Here is a 21,371-nt window from a genome sequence, read left to right on the forward strand (position 1 = left end):
AGCGTCCCGCCAGGCCTGCCGGCTTCGTCCAGCCTAAGGCACCCGAACCCATGTCAAATCGAGCCTCGGTGGTGGTGTGGCGGGTCCGATGTGGGTGGGGTGGGGTTGGCTTGGGTTGGGGTGGGTGGTGGGGGTGTGGGGTTAGGTGGTGAGGGTTTGTTCGAGGTCGGTGAGGACTTCTTCGGCGGCGAGGACGCCTAGGCCGAGGAACCAGGTTTCGTCGCTCACGGGTTTGGCGTGGCCCGTTTTGACGGCGTTCAGGGTTTGCCAGAGGGGGCCGGCCAGGACCTGTTGTTGGGCGGTCTTGGATTGGTCGCCGTAGGTGCCGATCAGGATCCAGTCGGCGTCCGCCTGGGCGATTTGCTCGGTGCTGACCTCGACGGCGAGGTCGTCCACCTGGCTGGCTTGCGGTTGCGGCAGGTTGGCGTCGATGAGGATGGTGCCGATGAACGACTTCTTGGCGTAGAGGCGGATCTTGCCCGGCATGAAGCGGAGCATGGTGATGGTCGGGCGCTTGCCCGTCTTGGCTTCGACGGTCTCGCCCACCTGCTTGGCGTGGGCTTCGTAGTCGGCCAGGAGTTCCTCGGCTTCCTCGGTCCGGTCCAGGGCGGCGGCGTTGAGGCGGAAGTTCTCCTTCCACGTGTAGCCCGGACGCGCGGCGAAGACGGTGGGGGCGATTTCCGAAAGCTTCGGGTACTGCTGTTCGGCGCGCAGTTGGGAGCCGAGGATCAGGTCGGGCTGGAGCTTGGCGATGGTCTCCAGGTTGAGGCTGGTGATGCCGCCGACGTTCTCCGGGTTGCCCGCCTTGTCGCCGATGTAGCTCGGCATCGTGGGCGCGCCGTCGGGGTAGGCCACGCCCACCGGCTTGACGCCCAGGGCGACCACGTTGTCGAGTTCGCCGCCGTCGAGGACGACCACGCGCTCCGGGCGCTTCTCGATCACCGTCTCGCCCATGGCGTGCTTGATCGTGCGGGGGAACTGGCCGGGTCGGGCGTCGGTGCCGAAGCCCGCGCTCTTCTCGCCCGCCTTGCCGAACTCCGAACCGCCCTGGGCCACCGCCGGTTTGTCGGTGGGTGTGTCGGCCTGGCCGCACGCGGCGAGGGTGAGTGCGGCGAGGAGCAACGCCGCGATCCTGGTGTTCGACACTCCGGTGTTCCTCCGACTACTTTAGGTCACTGACCTGCTGTTCTTAGGGTGCCCTCACCGTAGCTCCCGCTTTCCGGGCCGCCGCCGGTGGAGTAGGAATGGGGTGATCAGCGTCGATCGGGAGGCATCGTGAAGAAGATCATCAACGACCCGGCGACCGTGGTGGTCGACGCGCTGCGCGGGATGGCCCTCGCGCACGGCGACCTGCTGGACGTGCAGTACGACCCGGCGGTGGTGGTGCGGGCGGACGCGCCGGTGCCCCGGAAGGTGGCGGTGATCTCGGGTGGCGGGTCGGGACACGAGCCGCTGCACGGCGGGTTCGTCGGGCGGGGCATGTTGGACGCCGCCTGTCCCGGGGCGGTGTTCACGTCGCCGACACCCGATCAGGTGGCTGCCGCGGTCAGCCGCACCGAGGGTGGCGCGGGCGCGTTGTTGATCGTGAAGAACTACACCGGCGACGTGCTGAACTTCGAGACCGCCGCGGAACTGGCGGCGGCGGACGGCGTGGACGTGCGCACGGTGGTCATCGACGACGACGTGGCGGTCAAGGACTCGCTCTACACGGCCGGTCGGCGCGGTGTGGGCGGGACCGTGCTGCTGGAGAAGATCGTCGGGGCGGCCGCGGAGCGCGGGGTCGACCTCGACGGGTGCGAGGCGTTGGCCCGTCGGGTCGTGGCACGGGTGCGCTCGATGGGCTTGGCGTTGACGGCCTGCACGGTGCCGCACGCGGGAGAGCCGTCGTTCACGTTGGGCGACGACGAGGTGGAGCTGGGCATCGGCATCCACGGCGAGCCCGGACGGCGGCGGGTGCCCGTGTCGTCGGCCGACGAGATGGTGCGGTCGCTGCTGGACCCGGTCCTGGAGGACCTGCCGTTCGCCGAGGGCGACCGGGTGCTGCTGTTCACGAACTCGATGGGCGGGACGCCGCTGATCGAGTTGTACTTGGCGCACGGCATCGCGGAGCGGCTCCTGGCGGAACGGGGGATCGTCGTGGCACGGAGGTTGGTCGGCCCGTACATCACGAGCCTGGAGATGCAGGGCATGAGCCTGACGTTGTTGAAGGTGGACGACGAGATGCTGGAGTTGTGGGACGCGCCCGTGCACACGCCGGCACTGCGGTGGGGCGTCTGATGGCGTGCACGGCGGAGTCCGTGGCGGACGCGGTGCGGGCGGTGGCGGAGGTCGTCTCCGGGCACCGCGAGGAGCTGATCCGGCTCGACCGGGAGATCGGCGACGGCGACCACGGCGAGAACCTGGCCCGCGGCTTCACGGCCGTGGTGTCCAAGTTGGACACCGACGTCCCGGCGTCGCCCGGTGGGGTGCTGCGGCTGGTGGCGACGACGTTGATCTCCACAGTGGGCGGCGCGGCCGGTCCCCTGTACGGGACGGCGTTCCTGCGTGCCGCGACCTCGGTGGGCGATGCGGCGGTGGTGGACGGCACGATGGCGGCGGAGGCGTTGCGGGCCGCGCTGGAGGGCGTCGTGGCGCGGGGCAAGGCCGTGGTGGGCGACAAGACGATGGTGGACGCCCTGACGCCCGCGGTGGCGGCGGCGGAATCGGTCGCGGCCACCGGCGGCGGGGTGGCGGAGGTGTTGGAGGCGGCGGCGGACGCGGCCGGGATGGGCGCGGACTCGACCGTGCCGATGGTGGCGCGGAAGGGGCGTGCGTCGTACCTGGGCGAGCGGAGCGCCGGGCACCTGGACCCCGGCGCGCGGTCGACGGCGTTGGTGCTGCGGACGTTGGCGGGGCGGGCGCGGTGATCGGGCTCGTCGTGGTGTCGCACAGCCGGCGGTTGGCGGAGGGCGTGGCCGAGTTGGCGGGGCAGATGGCCCCGTCGGTGGCGATCGTGCCCACGGGTGGGGACGGCTCGGGCGGGCTGGGCACCGATTACGTGGCCGTCGGCGAGGCGATCGCGCGGGCCGATTCCGGCGCGGGCGTGGTCGTGCTGTTCGACCTGGGCAGCGCGAAGATGGTGGCCGACATGGCCGCCGAGGAGGCCGAGGGGTCGGTGCTGGTCGTGGACGCGCCGCTGGTCGAGGGCGCGGTGGCGGCGGCGGTCCGCGCGCAGGGCGGCGCGGGGTTGGCGGAGGTCGGCGCGGCGGCGTCCGACGCGGGCGCGGTGTGGGCCGGACCTCCGCCGGCGGCGGGGGTGGAGGAGTCCGGGTCGGTGCGGGGCGAGGTGGTGTTGACGAACTCCGTCGGGTTGCACGCGCGGCCGGCGGCGTTGGTCGCGCGGGCGTTGGACCCGTTGGACGCCTCGGTGGTCGTGCGGTTCGGGGAGCAGTCCGCGGACGGCAAGAGCGTGCTGGCGCTGATGGGCCTGGGCGCGCCGGGCGGGGCCCGGGTGGAGGTCGTGGCGACGGGCGCGGACGCGGCGGAAGCCGTGCGGAGGGTGGAGGAACTGGCGGCGCGCCGGTTCGACGAGTGACCTCGCTGGACCGATTACTTGCTCGATACCGATGGTGAAGCTCACGTGAGCGATGCGTGACGACCGTGGGATAGTCGCGGCAAGTTACCGTTCGGTAGCCACTCCGTCGAGTGGGAGGTACCCAGTGTCGCGCCAGTTCAACACGGTCGGAGTCGTCGGTCTCGGCACGATGGGCGCCGGTATCGCCGAAGTCCTCGCCCGGACCGGCATCACCGTGGTGGCGGTGGACGTGGACGAGGCGGGTCTCGCCCGCGGGCGCGGCCACCTGGACCACTCGACGGACCGCGCGGTGGCGGGCGGCAAGCTCTCGGCGGAGGAGCGGGACGCCACGCTGGGCCGCATCTCGTACGCCACGTCGCTGGACGCGTTGGCCGACGTGGACCTCGTCATCGAGGCGGTGCCCGAGCGGATGGACCTGAAGGCCGCCGTGTTCGCCGAGCTGGACCGGATCTGCCGCCCGGACGCGGTGTTCGCGTCCAACACGTCGTCGTTGTCGATCACCGAGATCGGTGTCCACACGGGACGGCCGGGCAAGGTCGTCGGCCTGCACTTCTTCAACCCCGCGCCGGTGCTGAAGCTGGTGGAGGTGATCCGCACCGTCGTCACCGAGCCGGACGTGGTGACCGACGTGGTGGCGTTCGCCGAGGGGGTGGGCAAGTCGCCGGTCGTGATCGGGGACCGGGCCGGGTTCATCGCCAACGCGCTGCTGTTCGGCTACCTCAACCACGCGGTGCGGATGTACGAGTCCCGTTACGCGACGAGGGAGGACCTCGACGCCGCCATGCGCCACGGCTGCGGCTACCCGATGGGTCCGCTGGCGCTGCTCGACCTGATCGGGCTGGACACCGCGTACGAGATCCTGGACACGATGTACCACCAGTCGCGCAATCGTTTGCACGCGCCCGCGCCGCTGCTCAAGCAGATGATCACGGCGGGGTTGCTGGGCCGCAAGAGCGGGCGCGGCTTCTACACCTACGACGGTCCGGACTCCCCGGTCGTGGTGCCGGACGTGCTCACGCCGGTCGCGTCCGGGGAGGCGGCGCCGGCGCGGGAGGTCCAGCGGGTCGGCGTGATCGGCACGGGGACCATGGCCACCGGCATCGCCGAGGTGTTCGCCAAGCGCGGGTACGACGTGGTGCTGCGGGCGCGGTCGGAGGAGAAGGCCGCCGCGGCGGTGGGCAAGGTGCGCAAGTCGTTGGAGAAGGCGGTCGCGCGGGGCCGGTTGTCGGCCGAGGACCGGGACGCGGCGCTGGCCCGCCTCGTGCCGGTCGTGGAGTTCTCGGACCTGGCCGACTGCGACCTCGTGGTGGAGGCGGTCGCCGAGGAACTGGCGGTCAAGAAGGCCGTGTTCGAGGCGTTGGACGAGGTGTGCAAGCCCGGTGCGGTGCTGGCGACGACGACGTCCTCGCTGCCGGTCATCGAGTGCGCCGCGGCGACCGCGCGGCCCGGTGACGTCGTCGGCCTGCACTTCTTCAACCCGGCGCAGGTGATGAAGCTGGTCGAGGTGGTGGAGACGATCTCGACGGCGGCGGACGTCGTGGCCACCGCCCGGCGGGTGTGCCTGGACCTGGGCAAGGTGCCGGTGCACTGCGGCGACCGGGCGGGGTTCATCGTGAACGCCCTGCTGTTCCCGTACCTCAACGACGCGGTGAAGATGTTGGAGGCGCACTACGCGACGGCCGACGACATCGACAACGCGATGAAGGTCGGCTGCTCGTTGCCGATGGGGCCGTTCGAGCTGCTGGACGTGGTGGGGCTGGACGTGTCGCTGGCCATCGAGCGGACGCTGTACCTGGAGTTCCGCGAGGCGGGTTTCGCCCCCGCGCCGTTGCTGGAGCACCTCGTGAAGGCCGGGCGGTTGGGGCGCAAGACCGGCAAGGGGTTCCGCGACTACGCGGCCTGAGCGCCTGCCCGGGTGCCGGTTGGGTGAGGGCCGGGGCGCGGGCTCGGGGCACGGGCTGGGTGCGCGAGGGTGTCGGCCGGATGCGGGCCGGGCTGCGCAGGAGTGCGGGCCGGGGTGCGCGGGGGCATGGCGCGGCGGTGTGTGCGGTGCGGCTTCCGGGTGTGCGCGGTGTGGGTCGGCGTGGACCCGAGGGGCGTGAAGTGCGGGCTGATGACGTGGCGGGATTCGGCGTTTGGCATCGTGGTCACCATGCGGCGTGTGGTGATCTCGCTCCTGGTGGCGGCGTTCGGTCTGACGAGCGCCTGCGCGTACACGGTCAACGGCACCCCGGTGGCGGAGCAGGTGCTCGACGTCGACCCGCCGTTCACGTCGGCCAGGCCCACGCCGACGGGGTCCGCCGAACCGTCCGACGAGCCGACCGGGGACGTCGGCGACATCTGCTCGTTGATCGGGTGGAAGGACCTGCCCTACGACGTGCCGGACAAGAACGCGAAGCCCACGGAGACGGGGTACGACAAGACGTTCGACCAGTCCTGCAAGTGGCAGACGTCGGTCGGGTCGCTGGACGTGGGCGTGACGCTGCGGTTCCGCGAGGGGCGGGCGATCACGTTGGAGCAGAGCAACGGCGAGTTCGACCTGGGCGGTCGGAAGGTGACCTACTTCGACCGGACCACGGACACGTCCGTGCAGCCGTCGTGCGTGCTGGTGATGGACTACGCCGGTGGCGGGATCGGGATCATCGTGATCGACGGGTCGGCGCGGTTCGGCGCGATCTGCGACCAGGGCAAGAAGGTGGCCCAGCTGCTGCTGGACAAGGAACCGGCTTCCTGATCGGCCGCCTTCGTGATCGGCCGGGCCGGCTGATCGGCGCGGCTCTCGATGGGCCCGGCTTCTCGATCGGCTCGGGTTGCGTGATCGGCTCGGTTGCCTGATCGGTTCGGTTGCGCGATCGGTCCGGGTGGTTGATCGGCGGGATTCGGCGCCGTCGTTCTCGACTGGCCGGTTGCTCGCGTGCGGCGGGTCCGGGACGACCGCGGTGGTGCGCGGCGGTCCCGGACCCGTGCCGTGGTGCGTGGTGTCGGGTCAGGCGCAGCAGCCGCCACCGCAGCAGCCGCCACCCCCACCGCCGGCGGGTGCGGCGGCCTTGCCGCCGAGGCCGGCCATGGAGAGCAGCTTGACGGTGTCGTCGTGGCCGTTCGGGCAAGTGGCGGGCGCGGAGGCGTCGTCCATCGACCGCTTCACGTCGAAGGTCGAGCCGCACGCCTTGCAACGGAATTCGTAGGTGGGCACGTCCGTCATTGTCCCCGGCGCGGGGGTGCGAGCACCAGCACGGGCACCCCTACGGCTGACACGGTGGCGAGCAGCGTCAACAGCGGCAGGCTGTGCACCCAGCCCAGGACGGCGGCGGCGAGGTGGGTGGCGGCGAACGTGGCGACCCACGTCCGCGACCGGGGGCGCAGCCACACCGGGGCCAGCGCGGACAGGGCGGTGACCAGCAGCAACATCGTGGAGCCGAGCAGCACGCCCTGGCGCAGCCCGCGTGGCTGCCCGACCGGCATGTCCGCGCCGTCGAGCACCGGGCGGGCCGTGTCGCCGCGGGCGACGCCTGTCGGCGACGGTTCGACCAGCAGCCCCCGCAGGGCGGGCACCAGCGTCACGGCGACTTCGATCAGCAGGAGTGCGGTCAGGGCGACACGTTGCCACTTGCTCACCCAGTGGACCGTAGGCGATCACCCAGCGCGAACCCGGATACCCTCATTGCTCGTGCCCCGTCGTAACCGCCCGCAACGCCCGGACGAGCCGTCACCCATCGGTGGCCACGGCTGGGCCAGGGCCGAGAGCGGCCCGGACGGCGACTGGCTGGTGCGCAACGTTTCGGGCACCGCGACCACCAAGACCTACCGCTGCCCCGGCTGCGACCACGAGATCCGTCCCGGCACGCCGCACGTGGTCGCGTGGCCGGCGGCCGACTACGGCTCGGTGGAGGACCGCCGTCACTGGCACCAGGGCTGCTGGGCGTCGCGGACGCGGAGGGGTCCGACCTCGCGTCGTTGGTGACGCTGCGTGCACGATCCGGTGGCCCGCGAGCCCGTCCGAGCGTTGGGGCGCGGCGGGGTGCGCCGGCCGCGGGGTGGCACGATGGTTCGGTGGGTGTCGAAGTTCCGATCAAGGCCAACACCGTGCTCCCGGCACGCCGGGAAGCGGTGGTGTTGCGGACCCGGGACGGGCTGTCGCTCGTCGGGGAGTTGGCCTTGCCCGTCGACCGGGAGCCCCGGGCCACGGTGGTGCTGCTGCACCCCTTGCCGACGCACGGCGGGATGATGGACTCCCACCTCTACCGCAAGGCGGCGTGGCGGTTGCCCGCGTTGGCGGACCTCGCGGTGCTGCGGTTCAACACGCGGGGCACGGCCAGCGCGGCCGGGTGCAGTGAGGGCGCGTTCGACCACGCCGTGGGCGAGCGGTTCGACGTGGCCGCTGCCCTGGCGTTCGCGGTGGAGCGGGGCCTGCCCTCGGTGTGGCTCGTGGGTTGGTCGTTCGGCACCGACCTGGCGCTGATGCACGGGTGCGACCCGGTGGTCGAGGGCGCCGTGCTGATCTCACCTCCTCTGCGGTGGAGCAGGGCCGAGCACTTGCGGACGTGGGCTCGTGCGGGCAAACCGGTGGTGTGCCTGGTGCCGGAGTTCGACACCTACCTGCCCCCGGCCGAGGCCAGGCGGCGGTTCGGCGCGGACCTCCCGGCCGCGGACGTCGTCGACTTCCCCGGCGCCAAGCACCTCATGGTCGGGCACACCGAAGAGGTGCTGGACGCGATCGTGTCCGCGGCCGTGCCCGAGGTGCCCACGCCGTTGCCGCGCACCTGGTCCGGCCCCCACGAGCAGCATCAGGTGGCCATCGCGGCCCCCTGACGCCGCCGGACCGGCACCGGCCCCCCGGTGGCGCGGCTGTCGCCCACGTGCGCGGGAGCCGGCTCGCTCGCGGAGGTCTGCTCCTCCGCGGGCTCCGGATTTCCCGCGACGCGCAGGGAGGGCGCGGTGCCGCCATCGGCGCCGATCCTGACCGGCCCGACCCCGCGCACCCGGTCGACGGCCGCGCGTGCCGCCCCCCGGACCCGGTGTCGGGCATCGGGCCGGTGCGGTCGTGGGCGGACCTCCACCCGCCGAGCCGACGCCACGGAGCACGACCCGCCGTCGGGGTGCGGGATCGAGCGGGGTGCCGCGGTTGCCGGGTGTGCGCCGACCTCGCCCGGGTTCGGGGTGGAGCGGGGTGCCGTCGGTGCGACGGTTGCCGGCCGCACGGCGAACCCGCCGGGGTTCCCGGGGGAGCGGGTCGTCGCCGCGTGTGCGCCGACCCCGGCCAGGTTCGGGGAGGCACGGGGTGTCGCCGGCGTGGCGGTTGCCGGCTGCACGCCGACCTCGCCGCGGCCCGGGGTTGGGCGGCTCGTCGGTGCGACGGTCGCCCGGCGTGCGCCGACCCCGCCGGTGCGCCCGGGTGGGAGGCGGTCGGTCGGGGTTGGCGTGGAGGTCATGGGACGAAGCTAACGAGGGGGTCCGACAATTCCGGGCATGGAATCTGTTCCGCTCGTCCTGCTGCACGCGTTCCCGTTCGACTCACGCATGTGGGACGGGGTCCGTGACCTGCTGAAACCGATCACACCCGACCAGCGCGGCGGTGATCGTTCACCCGATCTGGTGGCGATTGCGGACGACGTGCTGCGGTTGCTCGACGCGCGGGGGATCGAGCGGGCGGTGGTCGGCGGGTGCTCCATGGGCGGGTACGTGGCGATGGCGCTGTTGCGGCGCGAGCCGTCCCGGGTGGCCGGGTTGGTGTTGGCCGACACGCGTGCCGGCGCGGACGCCGAGGAGGGCCGGGCGAACCGGATGGCGATGGCGGCGCGCGTCGAGGCGGAAGGGCTCGACTGGGTGCCGGACACGGTGGTGGGCGGGTTGCTCGGGCCGGCGGCGGACGAGGCCGTGGTCGGTCGGGTGCGGGAGCTGATCCTCGACCAGGACCCGGCGGAGGTGGTGTGGGCGCAGCGGGCGATGGCGGCGCGGCCCGAGTCGACCGACGTGTTGGCGCGGGTGGACGTGCCGGCGCTCGTGCTGGTCGGGGAGCACGACGCGCTCACGCCGCCCGCGCTCGCCCGGGAGATGGCCGGGGTGTTGCGGCACGGCGAGTACGTCGAGCTGCCCGGTGTCGGTCACCTGACGCCCCTGGAAGCGCCGGACGCCTTCGCCGCCGCCGTGCTCGACTGGCGACGGCGCGTCGGGGTCTGACCCGCCGCGGCGCGGTTCAGCGCTTGGCCGACTGCGCCTTCGGGTTCGGGCGGGCGATCTTCTGGGTCGGGCCGTCCGGGGCCGGCTTCGGCGCGTCCGCGGGGGACTGGTCGGTCGAGGCGGGGGCGGGCTCCGGCTTGGCCGACGACTTCGCCGCGGTGGCGCCGGCGGCCGGAGCGGCAGGCGGCGCGGCGGCCGGCGTCGAGCCCGACCCGGGTGCCGACGCGGTCGGCGCGGAGGCCGACCCGGATGCCGGTGCGGAACCCGAGGCGGCGGGGGCCGGTGCGCCCGGGGCCGGTGCGGAGGTCGCCCCGGCAGCGGGCGCTTGAGGGGTGGCCGGCTGCGGGGGCTTGGGGCGCTCCTCGTCCAGCGGGTCCAGCAGCGGCGTCACGTCGTGCAGGGCCGAGCTGACCGCGTGCAGCTGCTGCGACAGGCGGTTGCGGAGCTGGCGGAGGGCGTCCACCTTCTGCGTCGCCTGCGTGACGCGCCGGTTCGCCTCCTCCGTCGCCTCGCGCACCCGGCGGTTCGCCTCGTCGGTCGCCTCTTGCACGCGTGCCGTGGCCTCGCTGATCGAGTCGTGCCGACGCCGGTTGGCCTCCTCGGTCGCCTCCCGCACCAGCCGCTGGGCCTCGGCGTTCGCCGCGGCCTGCTCCTGGGCGAGCTGCGCCCGCACCCGGGCCGCCTCCTCGGCCGCCTCGCGCAGCCGGCGCTCCGCCTCGGCCTTCGACGACGCCTCCTGCTCGGCCAGCGTCTTCATCGACTCGACCCGCCGGGCCGCCATCGCGATCTCGAAGTCCTCCTCGACCGTGGTCCGGCGCTGGAGCGACTCCTCGTCCAACCGGGTCGCCTCGGCCCGCGCCTCGCCCACGATCCGCTCGGCCTCGGCCCGCGCCGTCTCCAGCACGCCCCGGTGCTCGGCCTCCATGTCGGCGCGCCGCTGGTCCAGCTCGGCGATCAGCTTCTCGTACCGGGTGCGCAGCACCCCGGCGTCGGCCTCGGCCTTGGCGCGGATGTGCCCGCCCTCGGCCTCGGCCCGCGCCTTGATCTCGTTCGCCTCGTCCTGCGCGAGCCGCAGCATCCGCTGCAACCGCTCGCTCAGGCCCTCCAACGTGGTGGGCGGCAGCGAGAGCCGCTCCACCTGGCCGCGCAGCTCCGCGATCTCCGACCGGGCCGCCTCGAGCTGGCGGGCCAGGTCGTTGGTCTGCGAGACCGCCGCGTCCCGGTCGGCGGCGAGCAGGCGCAGGTCGGAGTCGAGGCGTTCCAGGTGGTCCTCGACCTGGGCGCGGTCGTACCCGCGCTTGACGATGTCGAAGCCGGATCCCAGGGGGACGAGGTCACGGTCGTCGGCGAGGCCCATGGCGTAGACGCTACCCGCTCCCGATGCGCGGCGGTCACCCGAGCGCCGCACATCGGGAGTGATTCCGCTTTACACGCCCCGGAATCGGTTGATCGCGTCCAGGTGCCGGGCCCGCAGCTCGTGGTCGCGCACGCCGAGGCCCTCCTCCGGCGCGAGCGCCAGCACGCCGACCTTGCCCTGGTGGGCGTTGCGGTGCACGTCGTGCGCGGCCTGCCCGGTGTCCTCCAACGAGTACACCTTGGACAGTGTCGGGTGGATCTTCCCCTTCGCGATCAACCGGTTGGCCTCCCACGCCTCCCGGTAGTTCGCGAAGTGCGAGCCGACGATCCGCTTGAGGTGCATCCACAGGTACCGGTTGTCGTACTGGTGCAGGTACCCGCTGGTGGACGCGCAGGTCACGATCGTGCCGCCCTTGCGGGCGACGTAGACCGACGCGCCGAACGTCTCCCGGCCCGGGTGCTCGAACACGATGTCCGGGTCGTCGCCGCCGGTCAGCTCGCGGATCTTCGCGCCGAGCCGCTTCCACTCGCGCACGTCCTGCTCGTGCTCGTCCTTCCAGAACCGGTAGCCCTCGGCGGTGCGGTCGATGATCAGCTCCGCGCCCATCCGGCGGCAGATCTCCGCCTTCTCCGGCGAGGACACGACGCACACCGGAGTCGCGCCGCCGTTGAGCGCGAACTGGGTCGCGTAGGAGCCGAGGCCGCCGGACGCGCCCCAGATCAGCACGGTGTCGCCCTGCTTCATGTTCGCGCCGTTGGCCGACACGAGCTGCCGGTAGGCGGTGGAGTTCACCAGACCGGGTGATGCCGCCTCCTCCCACGTCAGGTGGTTCGGCATGGGCATCAACTGGTTGGCCTTCACCAGCGCGATCTCGGCGAGGCCGCCGTAGTTGGTCTCGAAGCCCCAGATGCGCTGCTCGGGGTCGAGCATGGTGTCGGCGTGCCCGTCCGGGTGCTCCAGCTGCACGTCGAGGCAGTGCGCGACGACCCGGTCGCCGGGCTTCCACGCGTTCACGCCCGGCCCGGTGCGCAGCACCACGCCCGCCAGGTCCGACCCGACCACGTGGAACGGCTGGTCGTGCCGCCCGCCGTACTTCTTCAGGAACGCGAACGTGGGCAGCGGCTCGAAGATCGAGGTCCACACCGTGTTGTAGTTGATCGCGCTGGCCATCACGGCGACCAGCGCCTCGCCGGGGCCCAGCTCCGGTGTGGCGATCTCGTCGACGTGCAGCGACTTGCGCGGGTCCTTGTCCTTGGTGGCCAGACCCTCGAACATCCTGACCTCGTCGGCGTGCACGGTGACGCCCCGGTAGCTCTCCGGTACGTCCAGCGATCCGATCGCGTCCAGTTCGTCCGCGAGGATCGCGTCGAGGATCTTCTGCACGGCGTTCCCTCCCAAGGGGCTCCGGGATGGTGGGTGGCGGGCTCTAGAGGTCCACGCGAGTGGCCGGAGGTTACCCATCGGTAACCGATTCAGATGCGGCGCTGTGAGCCACCGCACTGGCCTTTCGCCCGATCGGCCCGCGGTTCCTTGACCGGGTGGCCAATCAAGCGGACCATCGGAGGTGTCCGATCGACGGGACGGAGGTGCGAGTCATGACAAAGGCGTGGACCAGGTGGCAGGACTGGGCCGAGGTCGTCATCGGCGCTCTCGTGCTGCTCTCGCCCCTGGTGGTGGAGACGACCACCGGGGCCATGTGGACGATGATCGTGCTCGGCGCACTGATCGCCATCGACGGCCTCGCGTCGCTCGCGATGCCCGGGATGGTGTTCGGCGAGTGGTTCCAGATGCTGCTGGGCGTGCTGCTGTTCATCTCGCCGTGGGTGATCGGCTACAGCGACCTGACGGGCGCGTCGTGGGTCTCCTGGATCGGCGGCGTGCTGACCGTCGCGGCGGGGGCCATGGCGCTGCCGCTGGCGAACGCGGCGCACGGCGGCCGGGTCGCCGGCACGGCCTGAGCCCGCAGGGGCGGCACGGTCGGGATCGGCACGCCCGGATCCGCCCGGCTGGATCCGCACGGCCGGGAACGGCACGGCCTGAGAGGGCGCGCCCCGCGAGGGCGCGGGCAACCAGGGCCCACGGCACCCGCCGTGGGCCCGCACCGAGGAAGGGCACAGCGTTGGCAGAGGACTCGTCGGCCCGGGAACGGATCCTGCGAGCGGCCGAGGAGTTGTTCGCCGAGTCGGGGTTCGACGCGACGCCGACCTCCCGCATCGCCGAACGGGCCGGCGTGCCGAAAGGGCTCGTGCACTACTACTTCCGCCGCAAGTCCGACCTGCTCGCCGCGCTCGTGCAGCGCCTGCCGGACGGCACCGTCGACGCGCGGCGGGTCGTCGTGGTGGGCGACATCGCGGAGAGCCTGCGCCGGCTCGTGGCCGCGCTCGACGCCCGGCTCGACGCGTCACCGCTGCTGAGCCACCTGTTGTGGCGCGAGGCGGACACGCACAAGGCGGTCCGCGACGCGCTGCACGAGCGGTACCGGTCGGTGGTGCGGCAGATCCGCAACGTGATCGTCGCCGCGGGCGGGGCGGCGGTGGCCGCGAAGGACGTGGACAGCGCCTCCGCGCTGCTCGGGCTCGCGGTCAGCTACCGGCACTCGGTCGCCCGGCACGCGCCGGACGACGACCGGATGGACCTGGAGCTGTCGTTCGTGGCCGCCGCCCTCGAACGGCCCTAGTGCCCGGCCGCGGGCTCGACCAGCTCCACCAGCACGCCGCCCGCGTCCTTGGGGTGCACGAAGTTGACCCGGCTGTCGGAGGTGCCGCGCTTGGCCTGCTCGTACAGCAGCCGCAAGCCCTTGGCCCGCAGCGCGTCGGCCGCCGCGTCCACATCGGACACGCGGTAGGCGAGCTGCTGGAGCCCCGGCCCGGACCGGCCGATGAACTTCGCGATCGTGGACTCCGGCGTCAACGGGGCGAGGAGCTGCACGGCGGCGCCCGCGCCGTCGTCGCCCGGGGCGCGCAGCATGGCCTCCCGCACGCCCTGCTCCTCGTTGACCTCCTGGTGCACGACCTCCAGGCCGAAGTGCTCGCGGTGGAACGCGATCGCGGCGTCGAGGTCGGGCACGGCGATGCCGACGTGGTCGATGGCGGTGACGAGCCCGCGGAGTTCTTCCATGCCCCGGAAGGCTACTGGCCGAATCGGTGCAGGCCCCGCTGTGCGACGCCTCACACGGCTACCCGGCGGTAACCCTGGGTATCGTGGCGTGTTAACAACCGCTTACACCCGCTGTGGAGGCCGCTGTGTCCGGTTCCGTCATCGTCGCCGGGGCCCGTACCCCGATGGGACGACTGCTCGGGTCGTTGAAGGACTTCTCCGGCGCCCAGCTCGGCGGCGTCGCGATCAAGGCGGCCCTCGAACGCGCCGGTGTCGCGCCCGAGCAGGTGCAGTACGTGATCATGGGCCAGGTGCTCACCGCGGGCGCGGGCCAGATCCCGGCGCGCCAGGCGGCGGTGAACGCCGGCATCCCCATGTCCGTGCCCGCGCTGACGATCAACAAGGTCTGCCTGTCCGGCATCGACGCGATCGCGCTGGCCGACCAGCTCATCCGCGCGGGCGAGTTCGACATCGTGGTGGCGGGCGGCCAGGAGTCGATGACGCAGGCCCCGCACCTGCTGCCGAAGTCGCGCGGCGGGTTCAAGTACGGCGACGTCACGATGCTCGACCACATGGCCCACGACGGCCTGTTCTGCGCGTTCGACCAGGTCGCGATGGGCGCCTCCACGGAGAAGTTCAACGCCCGCTACGGCCTGACCCGCGAGGAGCAGGACGCGTTCGCCGCCCGCTCGCACCAGCTCGCCGCGAAGGCCGCGGGCAACGGCGTCTTCGACGAGGAGATCGCGCCGGTCGCGATCCCGCAGCGCAAGGGCGACCCGGTCCTGTTCGCCACCGACGAGGGCGTGCGCGCCGACACCACCGTCGAGGCGCTGGCCAAGCTGCGCCCGGCGTTCGCCGCCGACGGCACGATCACCGCGGGCTCGGCGTCGCAGATCTCCGACGGCGCGGCGGCCGTGGTCGTGATGAGCAAGGCCAAGGCCGAGGAGCTGGGCCTGACCTGGCTGGCCGAGATCGGCGCGCACGGCGTGGTGGCGGGCCCCGACGCGAGCCTGCACGAGCAGCCCGCGAACGCCATCAAGGCCGCGTGCGCCAAGGAGGGCATCGACCCGACCGACCTGGACCTGGTCGAGATCAACGAGGCGTTCGCCGCGGTCGGCGTGGTCTCGACCCGTGAGCTGGGCATTTCCGAGGACAAGGTCAACGTCAACGGCGGCGCGATCGCGCTCGGCCACCCGATCGGCATGTCGGGGGCCCGCATCGCGCTGCACCTCGCGCTGGAGCTGAAGCGCCGCGGCGGCGGCGTCGGCGCGGCCGCCCTGTGCGGCGGCGGTGGTCAGGGCGACGCCCTGATCGTCCGCGTGCCGAAGGTCTGAAGGTGTGGCCCGCACCGTTGACGTAGCCGAGCTGGTCGACCGCGCGCGCGAAGGGCAACCGCGCGCGGTCGCCCGGCTGATCTCGCTGGTCGAGGACGCCAGTCCCCAGTTGCGGGAGGTGGCGGGCGCACTGGCCCCGTTCTGCGGGAACGCCCGGGTCATCGGCTTGACGGGCGCTCCCGGCGTGGGCAAGTCCACGTCCACCTCCGCGCTGGTGGCGGCCTACCGGGCCCGCGGGCTGCGGGTCGGCGTGCTGGCCGTGGACCCGTCGTCGCCGTTCTCCGGCGGCGCGCTGCTCGGCGACCGGGTGCGGATGGGCGAGCACGCCACCGACCCCGGCGTGTTCATCCGGTCCATGGCCACCCGCGGCCACCTGGGCGGGCTGTCCTGGGCGACGCCCCAGGCGCTGCGCGTGCTCGACGCGGCGGGCTGCGACGTGGTGCTGGTCGAGACGGTGGGCGTCGGCCAGTCCGAGGTCGAGGTGGTGTCGCTGGCCGACACCACGGTGGTGCTGCTCGCGCCCGGCATGGGCGACGGCGTCCAGGCGGCCAAGGCGGGCATCCTGGAGATCGCCGACGTGTTCGTGGTGAACAAGGCCGACCGGGACGGCGCGGACCAGACCGCGCGCGACCTCAAGCACATGATCTCCCTGGGCCGCCGGGACCGCGAGGGAGGTCGCTGGCGGCCACCCGTGGTGAAGGCGGTCGCCGCGCGCGGCGAGGGCGTGGCCGAGGTCGTGGACGCCGTCGACGCCCACCACGCCTGGCTCGTGGAGCGCGGTGAGCTGGCCCGACGCCGCGCCGCCAGGGCTGCGGGCGAGATCGAGGCCATCGCGCTGGCGCGGCTGCGGTCCCGGATCGGCGGGCTGCGCGGCGCGTCCGCGCTCGACACGCTCGCCGAACGGGTCGTGGCGGGCGAGCTGGACCCCTACGCTGCGGCTGATCGACTGGTCGAGGGGGTGGGGGCATGACACCTGTGGTGGTGGACATCGGCGCGCGGGACACCCGGCGGGTGATCGTCGGCGGCGCGGTGTCCGGCGCGCTGGGCGTGGTGGCGCTCGTGGGCGCGGTGAGCGCGTACGCGGGCGGCGAGGGCGTGGGCGGGACGATCGCGCTCGTCATCGGGCTCGCGTTCACGGGCATCGCGCCGGCGGCGGTGCTGAACTGGAAGAGGGTGTCCCGGCCGCGCAAGCTCGTGTTCGAGGCGCCGGGCGTGCGGTGGGACGACCCGGCCGGCGCGCCGTGGGCGGTGGCGTGGCACGAGCTGGGCGCGGTGCGGATCTCGCGGACGCGGGAGCGGGTCGTGGACCCGGCCGACGCGGTCCTGCGCAAGACCATGGTCCGGCTGGACCTGCTGCCCGCCGACCCGCGGGGGTTCCGGGCGCGGCACGCGGACATGGCGCACCTGGCCCGGGAGGACGGCGCCTACCGGCTGCCGCTGGGCGACGCGGCGGCGTTGGTCCCGGTGGTCGAGCGGGCCGTGCTGGGCTTCGCACCCGCCCTGTACCGGGGCGTCCAGGACGAGGGCTTCACTGTGGGGTTGTCGTGAACGAGGTCGAGATCCCCTTCGGCAGCCGGACCGAGCGGCGCGTCGCGCTCGCCGTCCAGCTCGGCCTGACCCTCTTCGGGGTCCTGCTGATGTTCCTGTCCTACGCCGACGGCCACCTGGCCGCGATGTTCGTCGGGCCGCTGGTGGCCCTCGGCGGGCTGATCGGCGGCGGGGTGTGGCGGCGCCGGGCCAGGGTGCGCCGGCTGCTGGTCGAGCACCAGGGCCTGCGCTGGGAGGAGAAGAACGCCTCCTGGGCGGTGCCCTGGTACGAGCTGTCCTCGGTGGCCCTGGCGCGCGACCACGCGCCCAACCCGTCGCTGTGGCTCACCCTGGTCCCGAGGGACCCGAACGCCTTCGCCGCCACCTACCGCGGCGTGCCGAAGACCCTGTACGGGTACTGGACCAAGCTGCCCGACGACGTCGGCGCCGAGATGCTGGACCTGGCGCTGAAGCGGTTCGCGGCGCAGGTCTACCAGGGCTTCGTGCCGCACCCCGTGGCCTAGGACGTCGCCGCGAGGTGCGCCTCGTGCTGGGACACCGCCCTGCGCCACAGCGGGTCGCGGTCGTCGGCCGCGACGACCAGCCCGAACACGTCGGCCAGGGCGGTGAACCAGTCGCGCCGGTCGTCCAGCACGGTCTTCGTGGTCGTCGTCCCGATCCGGGACAGGGTGAGCGCGCGCAGCACGTCCCGGCCGGTCGCGTCGGCCCGCAGCACGCCGAACGTGCGCACGAACCCCGACTCGGGCGACGTGGACAGGTGCACGTGCCGGTCGGCGAACACCTCCATGCCGACCTCCTCCGGGGCGAAGTGCATGGCGAAGAAGCTGCCGCGCGGGTCGTGCCGCAACCGCCGGCCGCCCGGCGCGGCGGGCGACGGCCCCAGCTCGAAGGTGAACGGCCCCTGCCGGTGGACCCCCTCCCGCAGCGGCAACGGCGAGTGCAGACCGTCGCCCAGCCCGACGTCCACCAACCAGATGTCGTCGGAGTCCGGCAGGTCGCGCACGGTGAGCGCGAGGTGGCTGCGGCTGATGGCCGGCTCGACGTCCGGCGTCGTCTGCACGCCGCCCGCGTGCCGGGTCACGCGGTAGCCGAGCGCGCGCAGCAGCTCGCCGAACGCGGCGTTGAGGTGGAAGCAGTACCCGCCCCGGCCGGCCAGCACGCGGGCCACCGAGTCGCGCGGGTCGATCGAGGTGACGCGGCCCAGCTGGATGTCGACCGTCTCGTAGGGCACGCGTTCGACGAACGCCCGGTGCAGCCGGGTCAGCGCGGCCACGCCGGGTGGTTCGGCGTCGGGCACGCCGAGGCGGCGCAGGAAGGCGGGCACGTCGACCGGGACCATCTGGAAATCCCCCGTCCGGGTGGGAAGCGTCGAAGCCGGGACTTCCGACTCTAGGCAGGGACGATCACAGCGCCGAACGTTTATCCCGTCGACCGGGGGACGAAGAAGGTGCGATGTACGACTCCGCTGGGCTGCAGGTGCTGTCGCGCGACGAGTGCCTGGAGCTGCTCGGCTCGGCCGCGATCGGCCGCTTGGTCTACACCGACAAGGCGTTGCCGGTGGTGCACCCCGTCGTGTTCGCGCTCGACGGCGAGTGCGTGGTGCTGCGCGTGCCGGACGGCAGCGCGACCCTCGTCGCCCGGGACACGATCGTGGCGTTCCAGATCGACGACGTCGCGCCGGACCTGTCCCGCGGCTGGTCGGTGATGGCGGTCGGGCACGTCACCGAGGTCGAGGAGCGCGCCCGCCTGGCCCGGATGCGGCAACTGCCGCTGCCCTCGCGCGGCCACGGCCGCGGCGACCACTACCTGGTCGTCGACCTGGAGGTGCTGTCGGGCCGTCGCATCCCCTAGGGGAACGCGTTAACCTCGGTGCTCTCCCTACCCGGAGGGTGGTCACGGGTGGCCGGAACCCCGGACGCGAACGCCTCGATGCGACTGGACGGCCTGCTGCGCGAGCTGACCGACCGCACCGCCGAGGTGGTCGACACGCAGGAGCGCCTGCACCGGCTGCTGGCGGCGGTGGTGTCGCTGGCCAGCGACCTGTCCCTGCCCGACGTGCTGCGCCGCACCGTGGAGTCCTCGTGCGGCCTGGTCGGCGCGCGCTACGGCGCGTTGGCCGTGGTCGGCCCGGACCGGCAGCTGCTGGAGTACACCCCCGGCGACGGCCACCACCACACCGACGTCGAGCGGGCCGGCGCGGAGCCGACCGCGTTCGACCCGTCCCGGCCCGGTTTCCTGGGCGTGCCGGTGCCCGTGCGCGGCCGGGTGTTCGGCAACCTCTACCTCAGCGACAAGGCCGACGGCTCCGACTTCACCCGCGCCGACCGCGAGGTGGTGGAGGCGGTGGCCGCGGCGGCGGGCATCGCGATCGAGAACGCCCGGCTCTACGAGCGGTCGCGGCAGCGCGAGGTGTGGTTGCGGGCGTCCAACGAGGTGACGAACGCGCTGCTCACCGGCACCCCGGACCGGGACGCGCTGCGCCTGGTCGCGGTGCGCGCCCGGTTGGCCGCCGACGGGGTGACCGCGCTGCTCGCGCTGCCCGACGTGCAGGGCGGGCTGGAGGTGCGGGTGGTGGACGGCCGGGTGCGCGGGTTCAGCGCGTCCGCCGAGGGCGGCCCGGCCCGCGAGGTGTTCGACACGGGCAGGGCGAGGGTGCTCGACGGGCTGCCCGGCCACGCCGAGCCGGTCGGTCCGGTGGTGTTCGCGCCGCTGGCCGCGGGCGACCGGGTGCTCGGCGTGCTGATGGTGGCGCGGGCCCGCGACCAGCGGGCGTTCGACGCCTCGGACGTGGCGCTGGTCGAGTCGTTCGCCCGGCAGGCCGCGCTGATCCTGGAGTTCACCCGGGCCACCGGCGCCGGTCGGCGGCTGGCCGTGCTGGAGGACCGCGACCGCATCGCGCGCGACCTGCACGACCTCGTCGTGCAGCGGCTGTTCGGGCTGGGCCTGGGGTTGCAGAGCATGAACGGGCTGGTCGAGCAGCCGGTGGTGGCGCAGCGGCTGGCCGACTTCGTCACCGAGGTCGACCAGACCATCCGGGAGATCCGGCGCACCATCTTCTCGCTCCAGGAACCGCCGGCGGGCGCGGCCGACCTGCGCGCCCAGTTGATGAAGGTGGTCCAGGAGTCGGCCCGGCTGCTCGGCTTCGAGCCCGCGCTGGCGCTGGACGGGCCGATCGACTCGGTGGTGCCCGACCACGTGCGGCCCGACCTGCTGGCGACGTTGCGCGAGGCGCTGGCCAACGCCGCCCGGCACGCGTCGGCGAAGAACGTCGAGGTGGAGGTCGCGGTGGACCGCGCCGCGACCAACCTGCGCCTGGTCGTGCGCGACGACGGCAACGGCCTGCCCCCGGGCCGGGGCCGGCACACCGGCGGCCTGGTCAACATGACGGCGCGGGCGGCGCGCTGGGACGGCACCTGCGAGGTCGAGTCGATCGAGGGCCGGGGCGTAACGCTCACGTGGTCCGTGCCGTTGGTGTCGGTGTAGGGAGGGTTTCATGTCCATCTCGGTGCTGCTGGTGGACGACCACGAGATCGTCCGGCGCGGGTTGCAGCAACTGCTGGCGGTGGAGTCCGACATCGAGGTGGTCGGCGAGGCGGAGAGCGCCGCCGCGGCCGTGGCCGCCGCTGCCCGGCACCGGCCGGACGTGGCCGTGATCGACGTGCGGCTGCCCGACGGCGACGGCGTGACCGTGTGCCGCGAGATCCGGTCGACGGTCCAGCCGCCGCCCGCGTGCCTGATGCTGACCTCGTACTCCGACGACGAGGCGTTGTTCGGGGCGATCATGGCGGGCGCGGCGGGGTACATGCTCAAGCAGGTCTCCGGCAACGACCTGGTGTCCGCGATCCGCACGCTGGCCGCGGGCGGCTCGCTGCTGCACGCCGGCGTGACCGCGACCGTGCTGCAACGGTTGCGCGGCGGACCGGTCGAGGACCCGCGCTACGCGGCGTTGAGCCCGCAGGAGCGGCGGATCCTCGACCTGATCGCCGAGGGCCTGACCAACCGGCAGATCGCGAACCGGCTGTTCCTGGCCGAGAAGACGGTCAAGAACTACGTCTCCTCGCTGCTGCACAAGCTCGGCTTCGACCGCCGGACCGAGGCCGGGGTCTACGCCGCGCGCCGCCGGCAGGCGGGCGGCGCGCCGGGACCGTTCTGAGCCGAGTCGGCAAGTGGGCGGCGCGGCCGAGCCGGCCGCTCGGACCCGACGGCGTGCCGCGCCGGCGGGCAGGCCGCTCGGAGCCGCTGCCAACCCCCGGGGCAGAGGGGCGGGCCCCGCGCCGCGACGCGC

The 21,371-nt window shown here is 73.2% G+C and carries 24 protein-coding genes; 17 read left to right on the forward strand and 7 right to left on the reverse strand.

Annotation, left to right across the window (positions count from 1 at the left end; translation table 11 throughout):
* Window positions 1-141 precede the first annotated feature (141 nt).
* Window positions 142-1,122 (reverse strand): ABC transporter substrate-binding protein, encoded by a 981-nt coding sequence (locus ACFXGA_RS31760; protein ID WP_378094313.1) that lies wholly within the window; start codon window positions 1,120-1,122, stop codon window positions 142-144.
* A 153-nt stretch (window positions 1,123-1,275) separates the two neighbouring features.
* Between ACFXGA_RS31760 and dhaK the strand changes: the two genes are divergently transcribed.
* The 5 genes from dhaK (at window position 1,276) to ACFXGA_RS31785 (ending at window position 6,308) form a co-directional block, all read left to right on the forward strand.
* The gene (gene dhaK, locus ACFXGA_RS31765) at window positions 1,276-2,277 is read left to right on the forward strand and encodes a dihydroxyacetone kinase subunit DhaK (RefSeq protein WP_378094315.1); all 1,002 of its coding nucleotides are present in this window, start codon (window positions 1,276-1,278) and stop codon (window positions 2,275-2,277) included.
* On the forward strand, window positions 2,277-2,906 hold the full coding sequence (gene dhaL / locus ACFXGA_RS31770) for a dihydroxyacetone kinase subunit DhaL (protein WP_378094317.1): 630 nt from the start codon (window positions 2,277-2,279) through the stop codon (window positions 2,904-2,906). The genes dhaK and dhaL overlap by 1 nt, the downstream gene beginning before the upstream one ends.
* Window positions 2,903-3,574: a dihydroxyacetone kinase phosphoryl donor subunit DhaM gene (dhaM, locus tag ACFXGA_RS31775; protein WP_378094319.1), complete on the forward strand. Its 672-nt coding sequence runs from the start codon at window positions 2,903-2,905 to the stop codon at window positions 3,572-3,574. Before dhaL ends, dhaM begins: the two co-directional genes overlap by 4 nt.
* Window positions 3,575-3,698: 124 nt before the next feature.
* A complete protein-coding gene (locus ACFXGA_RS31780; RefSeq protein WP_378094321.1) occupies window positions 3,699-5,477 on the forward strand; it encodes a 3-hydroxyacyl-CoA dehydrogenase family protein in 1,779 nt (592 codons plus the stop codon).
* A 249-nt stretch (window positions 5,478-5,726) separates the two neighbouring features.
* A complete protein-coding gene (locus tag ACFXGA_RS31785; RefSeq protein ID WP_378094323.1) occupies window positions 5,727-6,308 on the forward strand; it encodes a DUF3558 family protein in 582 nt (193 codons plus the stop codon).
* A 252-nt stretch (window positions 6,309-6,560) separates the two neighbouring features.
* On the opposite strand, the gene ACFXGA_RS31790 is transcribed toward ACFXGA_RS31785, so the two are convergent.
* The gene (locus ACFXGA_RS31790) at window positions 6,561-6,767 is read right to left on the reverse strand and encodes a zinc ribbon domain-containing protein (RefSeq protein ID WP_378094325.1); all 207 of its coding nucleotides are present in this window, start codon (window positions 6,765-6,767) and stop codon (window positions 6,561-6,563) included.
* A gap of 5 nt (window positions 6,768-6,772) precedes the next feature.
* Entirely contained in the window at window positions 6,773-7,189 is a 417-nt protein-coding gene (locus tag ACFXGA_RS31795; RefSeq protein WP_378094327.1) for a hypothetical protein, read from the reverse strand.
* Between the two features lie 52 nt (window positions 7,190-7,241).
* Here ACFXGA_RS31795 and ACFXGA_RS31800 point away from each other — a divergent pair, with 52 nt between their 5' ends.
* From ACFXGA_RS31800 to ACFXGA_RS31810, 3 genes are all read left to right on the forward strand, one after another.
* Window positions 7,242-7,535 carry a hypothetical protein gene (locus ACFXGA_RS31800; protein ID WP_378094329.1) on the forward strand — a complete coding sequence of 98 codons (294 nt, stop codon included), beginning with the start codon at window positions 7,242-7,244 and terminating at the stop codon, window positions 7,533-7,535.
* An 89-nt stretch (window positions 7,536-7,624) separates the two neighbouring features.
* Window positions 7,625-8,383: an alpha/beta hydrolase gene (locus ACFXGA_RS31805; protein ID WP_378094331.1), complete on the forward strand. Its 759-nt coding sequence runs from the start codon at window positions 7,625-7,627 to the stop codon at window positions 8,381-8,383.
* Between the two features lie 657 nt (window positions 8,384-9,040).
* Window positions 9,041-9,751: an alpha/beta fold hydrolase gene (locus ACFXGA_RS31810; RefSeq protein ID WP_378094333.1), complete on the forward strand. Its 711-nt coding sequence runs from the start codon at window positions 9,041-9,043 to the stop codon at window positions 9,749-9,751.
* 16 nt (window positions 9,752-9,767) lie between these two features.
* Here the strand turns inward: ACFXGA_RS31810 and ACFXGA_RS31815 are convergent, their stop codons facing one another.
* Together ACFXGA_RS31815 and ccrA are read right to left on the reverse strand one after the other, a co-directional pair.
* A complete protein-coding gene (locus ACFXGA_RS31815; RefSeq protein WP_378094335.1) occupies window positions 9,768-11,108 on the reverse strand; it encodes a chromosome segregation protein in 1,341 nt (446 codons plus the stop codon).
* A gap of 69 nt (window positions 11,109-11,177) precedes the next feature.
* The gene (gene ccrA, locus ACFXGA_RS31820) at window positions 11,178-12,491 is read right to left on the reverse strand and encodes a crotonyl-CoA carboxylase/reductase (RefSeq protein WP_378094337.1); all 1,314 of its coding nucleotides are present in this window, start codon (window positions 12,489-12,491) and stop codon (window positions 11,178-11,180) included.
* A gap of 212 nt (window positions 12,492-12,703) precedes the next feature.
* Here ccrA and ACFXGA_RS31825 point away from each other — a divergent pair, with 212 nt between their 5' ends.
* On the forward strand, window positions 12,704-13,066 hold the full coding sequence (locus ACFXGA_RS31825) for an SPW repeat protein (protein WP_378094339.1): 363 nt from the start codon (window positions 12,704-12,706) through the stop codon (window positions 13,064-13,066).
* A gap of 161 nt (window positions 13,067-13,227) precedes the next feature.
* Window positions 13,228-13,785: a TetR/AcrR family transcriptional regulator gene (locus ACFXGA_RS31830; protein ID WP_378094341.1), complete on the forward strand. Its 558-nt coding sequence runs from the start codon at window positions 13,228-13,230 to the stop codon at window positions 13,783-13,785.
* Here ACFXGA_RS31830 and mce read toward each other — a convergent pair.
* Window positions 13,782-14,225, reverse strand: coding sequence for a methylmalonyl-CoA epimerase (mce, locus tag ACFXGA_RS31835; protein WP_378094343.1), 444 nt, complete (start codon window positions 14,223-14,225; stop codon window positions 13,782-13,784). The genes ACFXGA_RS31830 and mce overlap by 4 nt on opposite strands.
* 125 nt (window positions 14,226-14,350) lie before the next feature.
* On the opposite strand from mce, the gene ACFXGA_RS31840 reads away from it, so the two are divergent.
* Genes ACFXGA_RS31840 through ACFXGA_RS31855 form a run of 4 tightly spaced genes read left to right on the forward strand, consistent with a single transcriptional unit; the run spans window position 14,351 to window position 17,589 of the window.
* Window positions 14,351-15,538 carry an acetyl-CoA C-acetyltransferase gene (locus ACFXGA_RS31840; protein WP_378094345.1) on the forward strand — a complete coding sequence of 396 codons (1,188 nt, stop codon included), beginning with the start codon at window positions 14,351-14,353 and terminating at the stop codon, window positions 15,536-15,538.
* Between the two features lie 4 nt (window positions 15,539-15,542).
* Window positions 15,543-16,508 carry a methylmalonyl Co-A mutase-associated GTPase MeaB gene (gene meaB, locus ACFXGA_RS31845; RefSeq protein ID WP_378094346.1) on the forward strand — a complete coding sequence of 322 codons (966 nt, stop codon included), beginning with the start codon at window positions 15,543-15,545 and terminating at the stop codon, window positions 16,506-16,508.
* The gene (locus tag ACFXGA_RS31850; protein WP_378094348.1) at window positions 16,505-17,086 is read left to right on the forward strand and encodes a hypothetical protein; all 582 of its coding nucleotides are present in this window, start codon (window positions 16,505-16,507) and stop codon (window positions 17,084-17,086) included. The genes meaB and ACFXGA_RS31850 overlap by 4 nt, the downstream gene beginning before the upstream one ends.
* Window positions 17,083-17,589 carry a hypothetical protein gene (locus ACFXGA_RS31855; RefSeq protein ID WP_378094350.1) on the forward strand — a complete coding sequence of 169 codons (507 nt, stop codon included), beginning with the start codon at window positions 17,083-17,085 and terminating at the stop codon, window positions 17,587-17,589. Before ACFXGA_RS31850 ends, ACFXGA_RS31855 begins: the two co-directional genes overlap by 4 nt.
* Here the strand turns inward: ACFXGA_RS31855 and ACFXGA_RS31860 are convergent.
* Window positions 17,586-18,425: an arylamine N-acetyltransferase gene (locus ACFXGA_RS31860; RefSeq protein WP_378094352.1), complete on the reverse strand. Its 840-nt coding sequence runs from the start codon at window positions 18,423-18,425 to the stop codon at window positions 17,586-17,588. The genes ACFXGA_RS31855 and ACFXGA_RS31860 overlap by 4 nt on opposite strands.
* Window positions 18,426-18,538: 113 nt before the next feature.
* Here ACFXGA_RS31860 and ACFXGA_RS31865 point away from each other — a divergent pair, with 113 nt between their 5' ends.
* Genes ACFXGA_RS31865 through ACFXGA_RS31875 form a run of 3 tightly spaced genes read left to right on the forward strand, consistent with a single transcriptional unit; the run spans window position 18,539 to window position 21,239 of the window.
* Window positions 18,539-18,937 (forward strand): pyridoxamine 5'-phosphate oxidase family protein, encoded by a 399-nt coding sequence (locus tag ACFXGA_RS31865; RefSeq protein ID WP_378094354.1) that lies wholly within the window; start codon window positions 18,539-18,541, stop codon window positions 18,935-18,937.
* A 48-nt stretch (window positions 18,938-18,985) separates the two neighbouring features.
* Entirely contained in the window at window positions 18,986-20,569 is a 1,584-nt protein-coding gene (locus ACFXGA_RS31870) for a GAF domain-containing sensor histidine kinase (protein ID WP_378094356.1), read from the forward strand.
* A gap of 10 nt (window positions 20,570-20,579) precedes the next feature.
* A complete protein-coding gene (locus ACFXGA_RS31875) occupies window positions 20,580-21,239 on the forward strand; it encodes a response regulator (protein WP_378094358.1) in 660 nt (219 codons plus the stop codon).
* Window positions 21,240-21,371: the final 132 nt, after the last annotated feature.

Source organism: Actinosynnema sp. NPDC059335 (assembly GCF_042752395.1).
In the GTDB taxonomy this organism is placed as follows: Bacteria; Actinomycetota; Actinomycetes; order Mycobacteriales; family Pseudonocardiaceae; genus Actinosynnema.

What these genes read in the sequence shown, in the direction of transcription:
- dhaL (WP_378094317.1), top strand. Translation starts at nt 2,277, where the DNA reads ATGGCGTGCACGGCGGAGTCCGTGGCGGACGCGGTGCGGGCGGTGGCG.
- ACFXGA_RS31785 (WP_378094323.1), top strand. Translation starts at nt 5,727, where the DNA reads ATGCGGCGTGTGGTGATCTCGCTCCTGGTGGCGGCGTTCGGTCTGACG.
- ACFXGA_RS31810 (WP_378094333.1), top strand. Translation starts at nt 9,041, where the DNA reads ATGGAATCTGTTCCGCTCGTCCTGCTGCACGCGTTCCCGTTCGACTCA.
- ACFXGA_RS31815 (WP_378094335.1), bottom strand. Translation starts at nt 11,108, where the DNA reads ATGGGCCTCGCCGACGACCGTGACCTCGTCCCCCTGGGATCCGGCTTC.
- ACFXGA_RS31825 (WP_378094339.1), top strand. Translation starts at nt 12,704, where the DNA reads ATGACAAAGGCGTGGACCAGGTGGCAGGACTGGGCCGAGGTCGTCATC.
- mce (WP_378094343.1), bottom strand. Translation starts at nt 14,225, where the DNA reads ATGGAAGAACTCCGCGGGCTCGTCACCGCCATCGACCACGTCGGCATC.
- ACFXGA_RS31850 (WP_378094348.1), top strand. Translation starts at nt 16,505, where the DNA reads ATGACACCTGTGGTGGTGGACATCGGCGCGCGGGACACCCGGCGGGTG.
- ACFXGA_RS31860 (WP_378094352.1), bottom strand. Translation starts at nt 18,425, where the DNA reads ATGGTCCCGGTCGACGTGCCCGCCTTCCTGCGCCGCCTCGGCGTGCCC.
- ACFXGA_RS31865 (WP_378094354.1), top strand. Translation starts at nt 18,539, where the DNA reads ATGTACGACTCCGCTGGGCTGCAGGTGCTGTCGCGCGACGAGTGCCTG.
- ACFXGA_RS31875 (WP_378094358.1), top strand. Translation starts at nt 20,580, where the DNA reads ATGTCCATCTCGGTGCTGCTGGTGGACGACCACGAGATCGTCCGGCGC.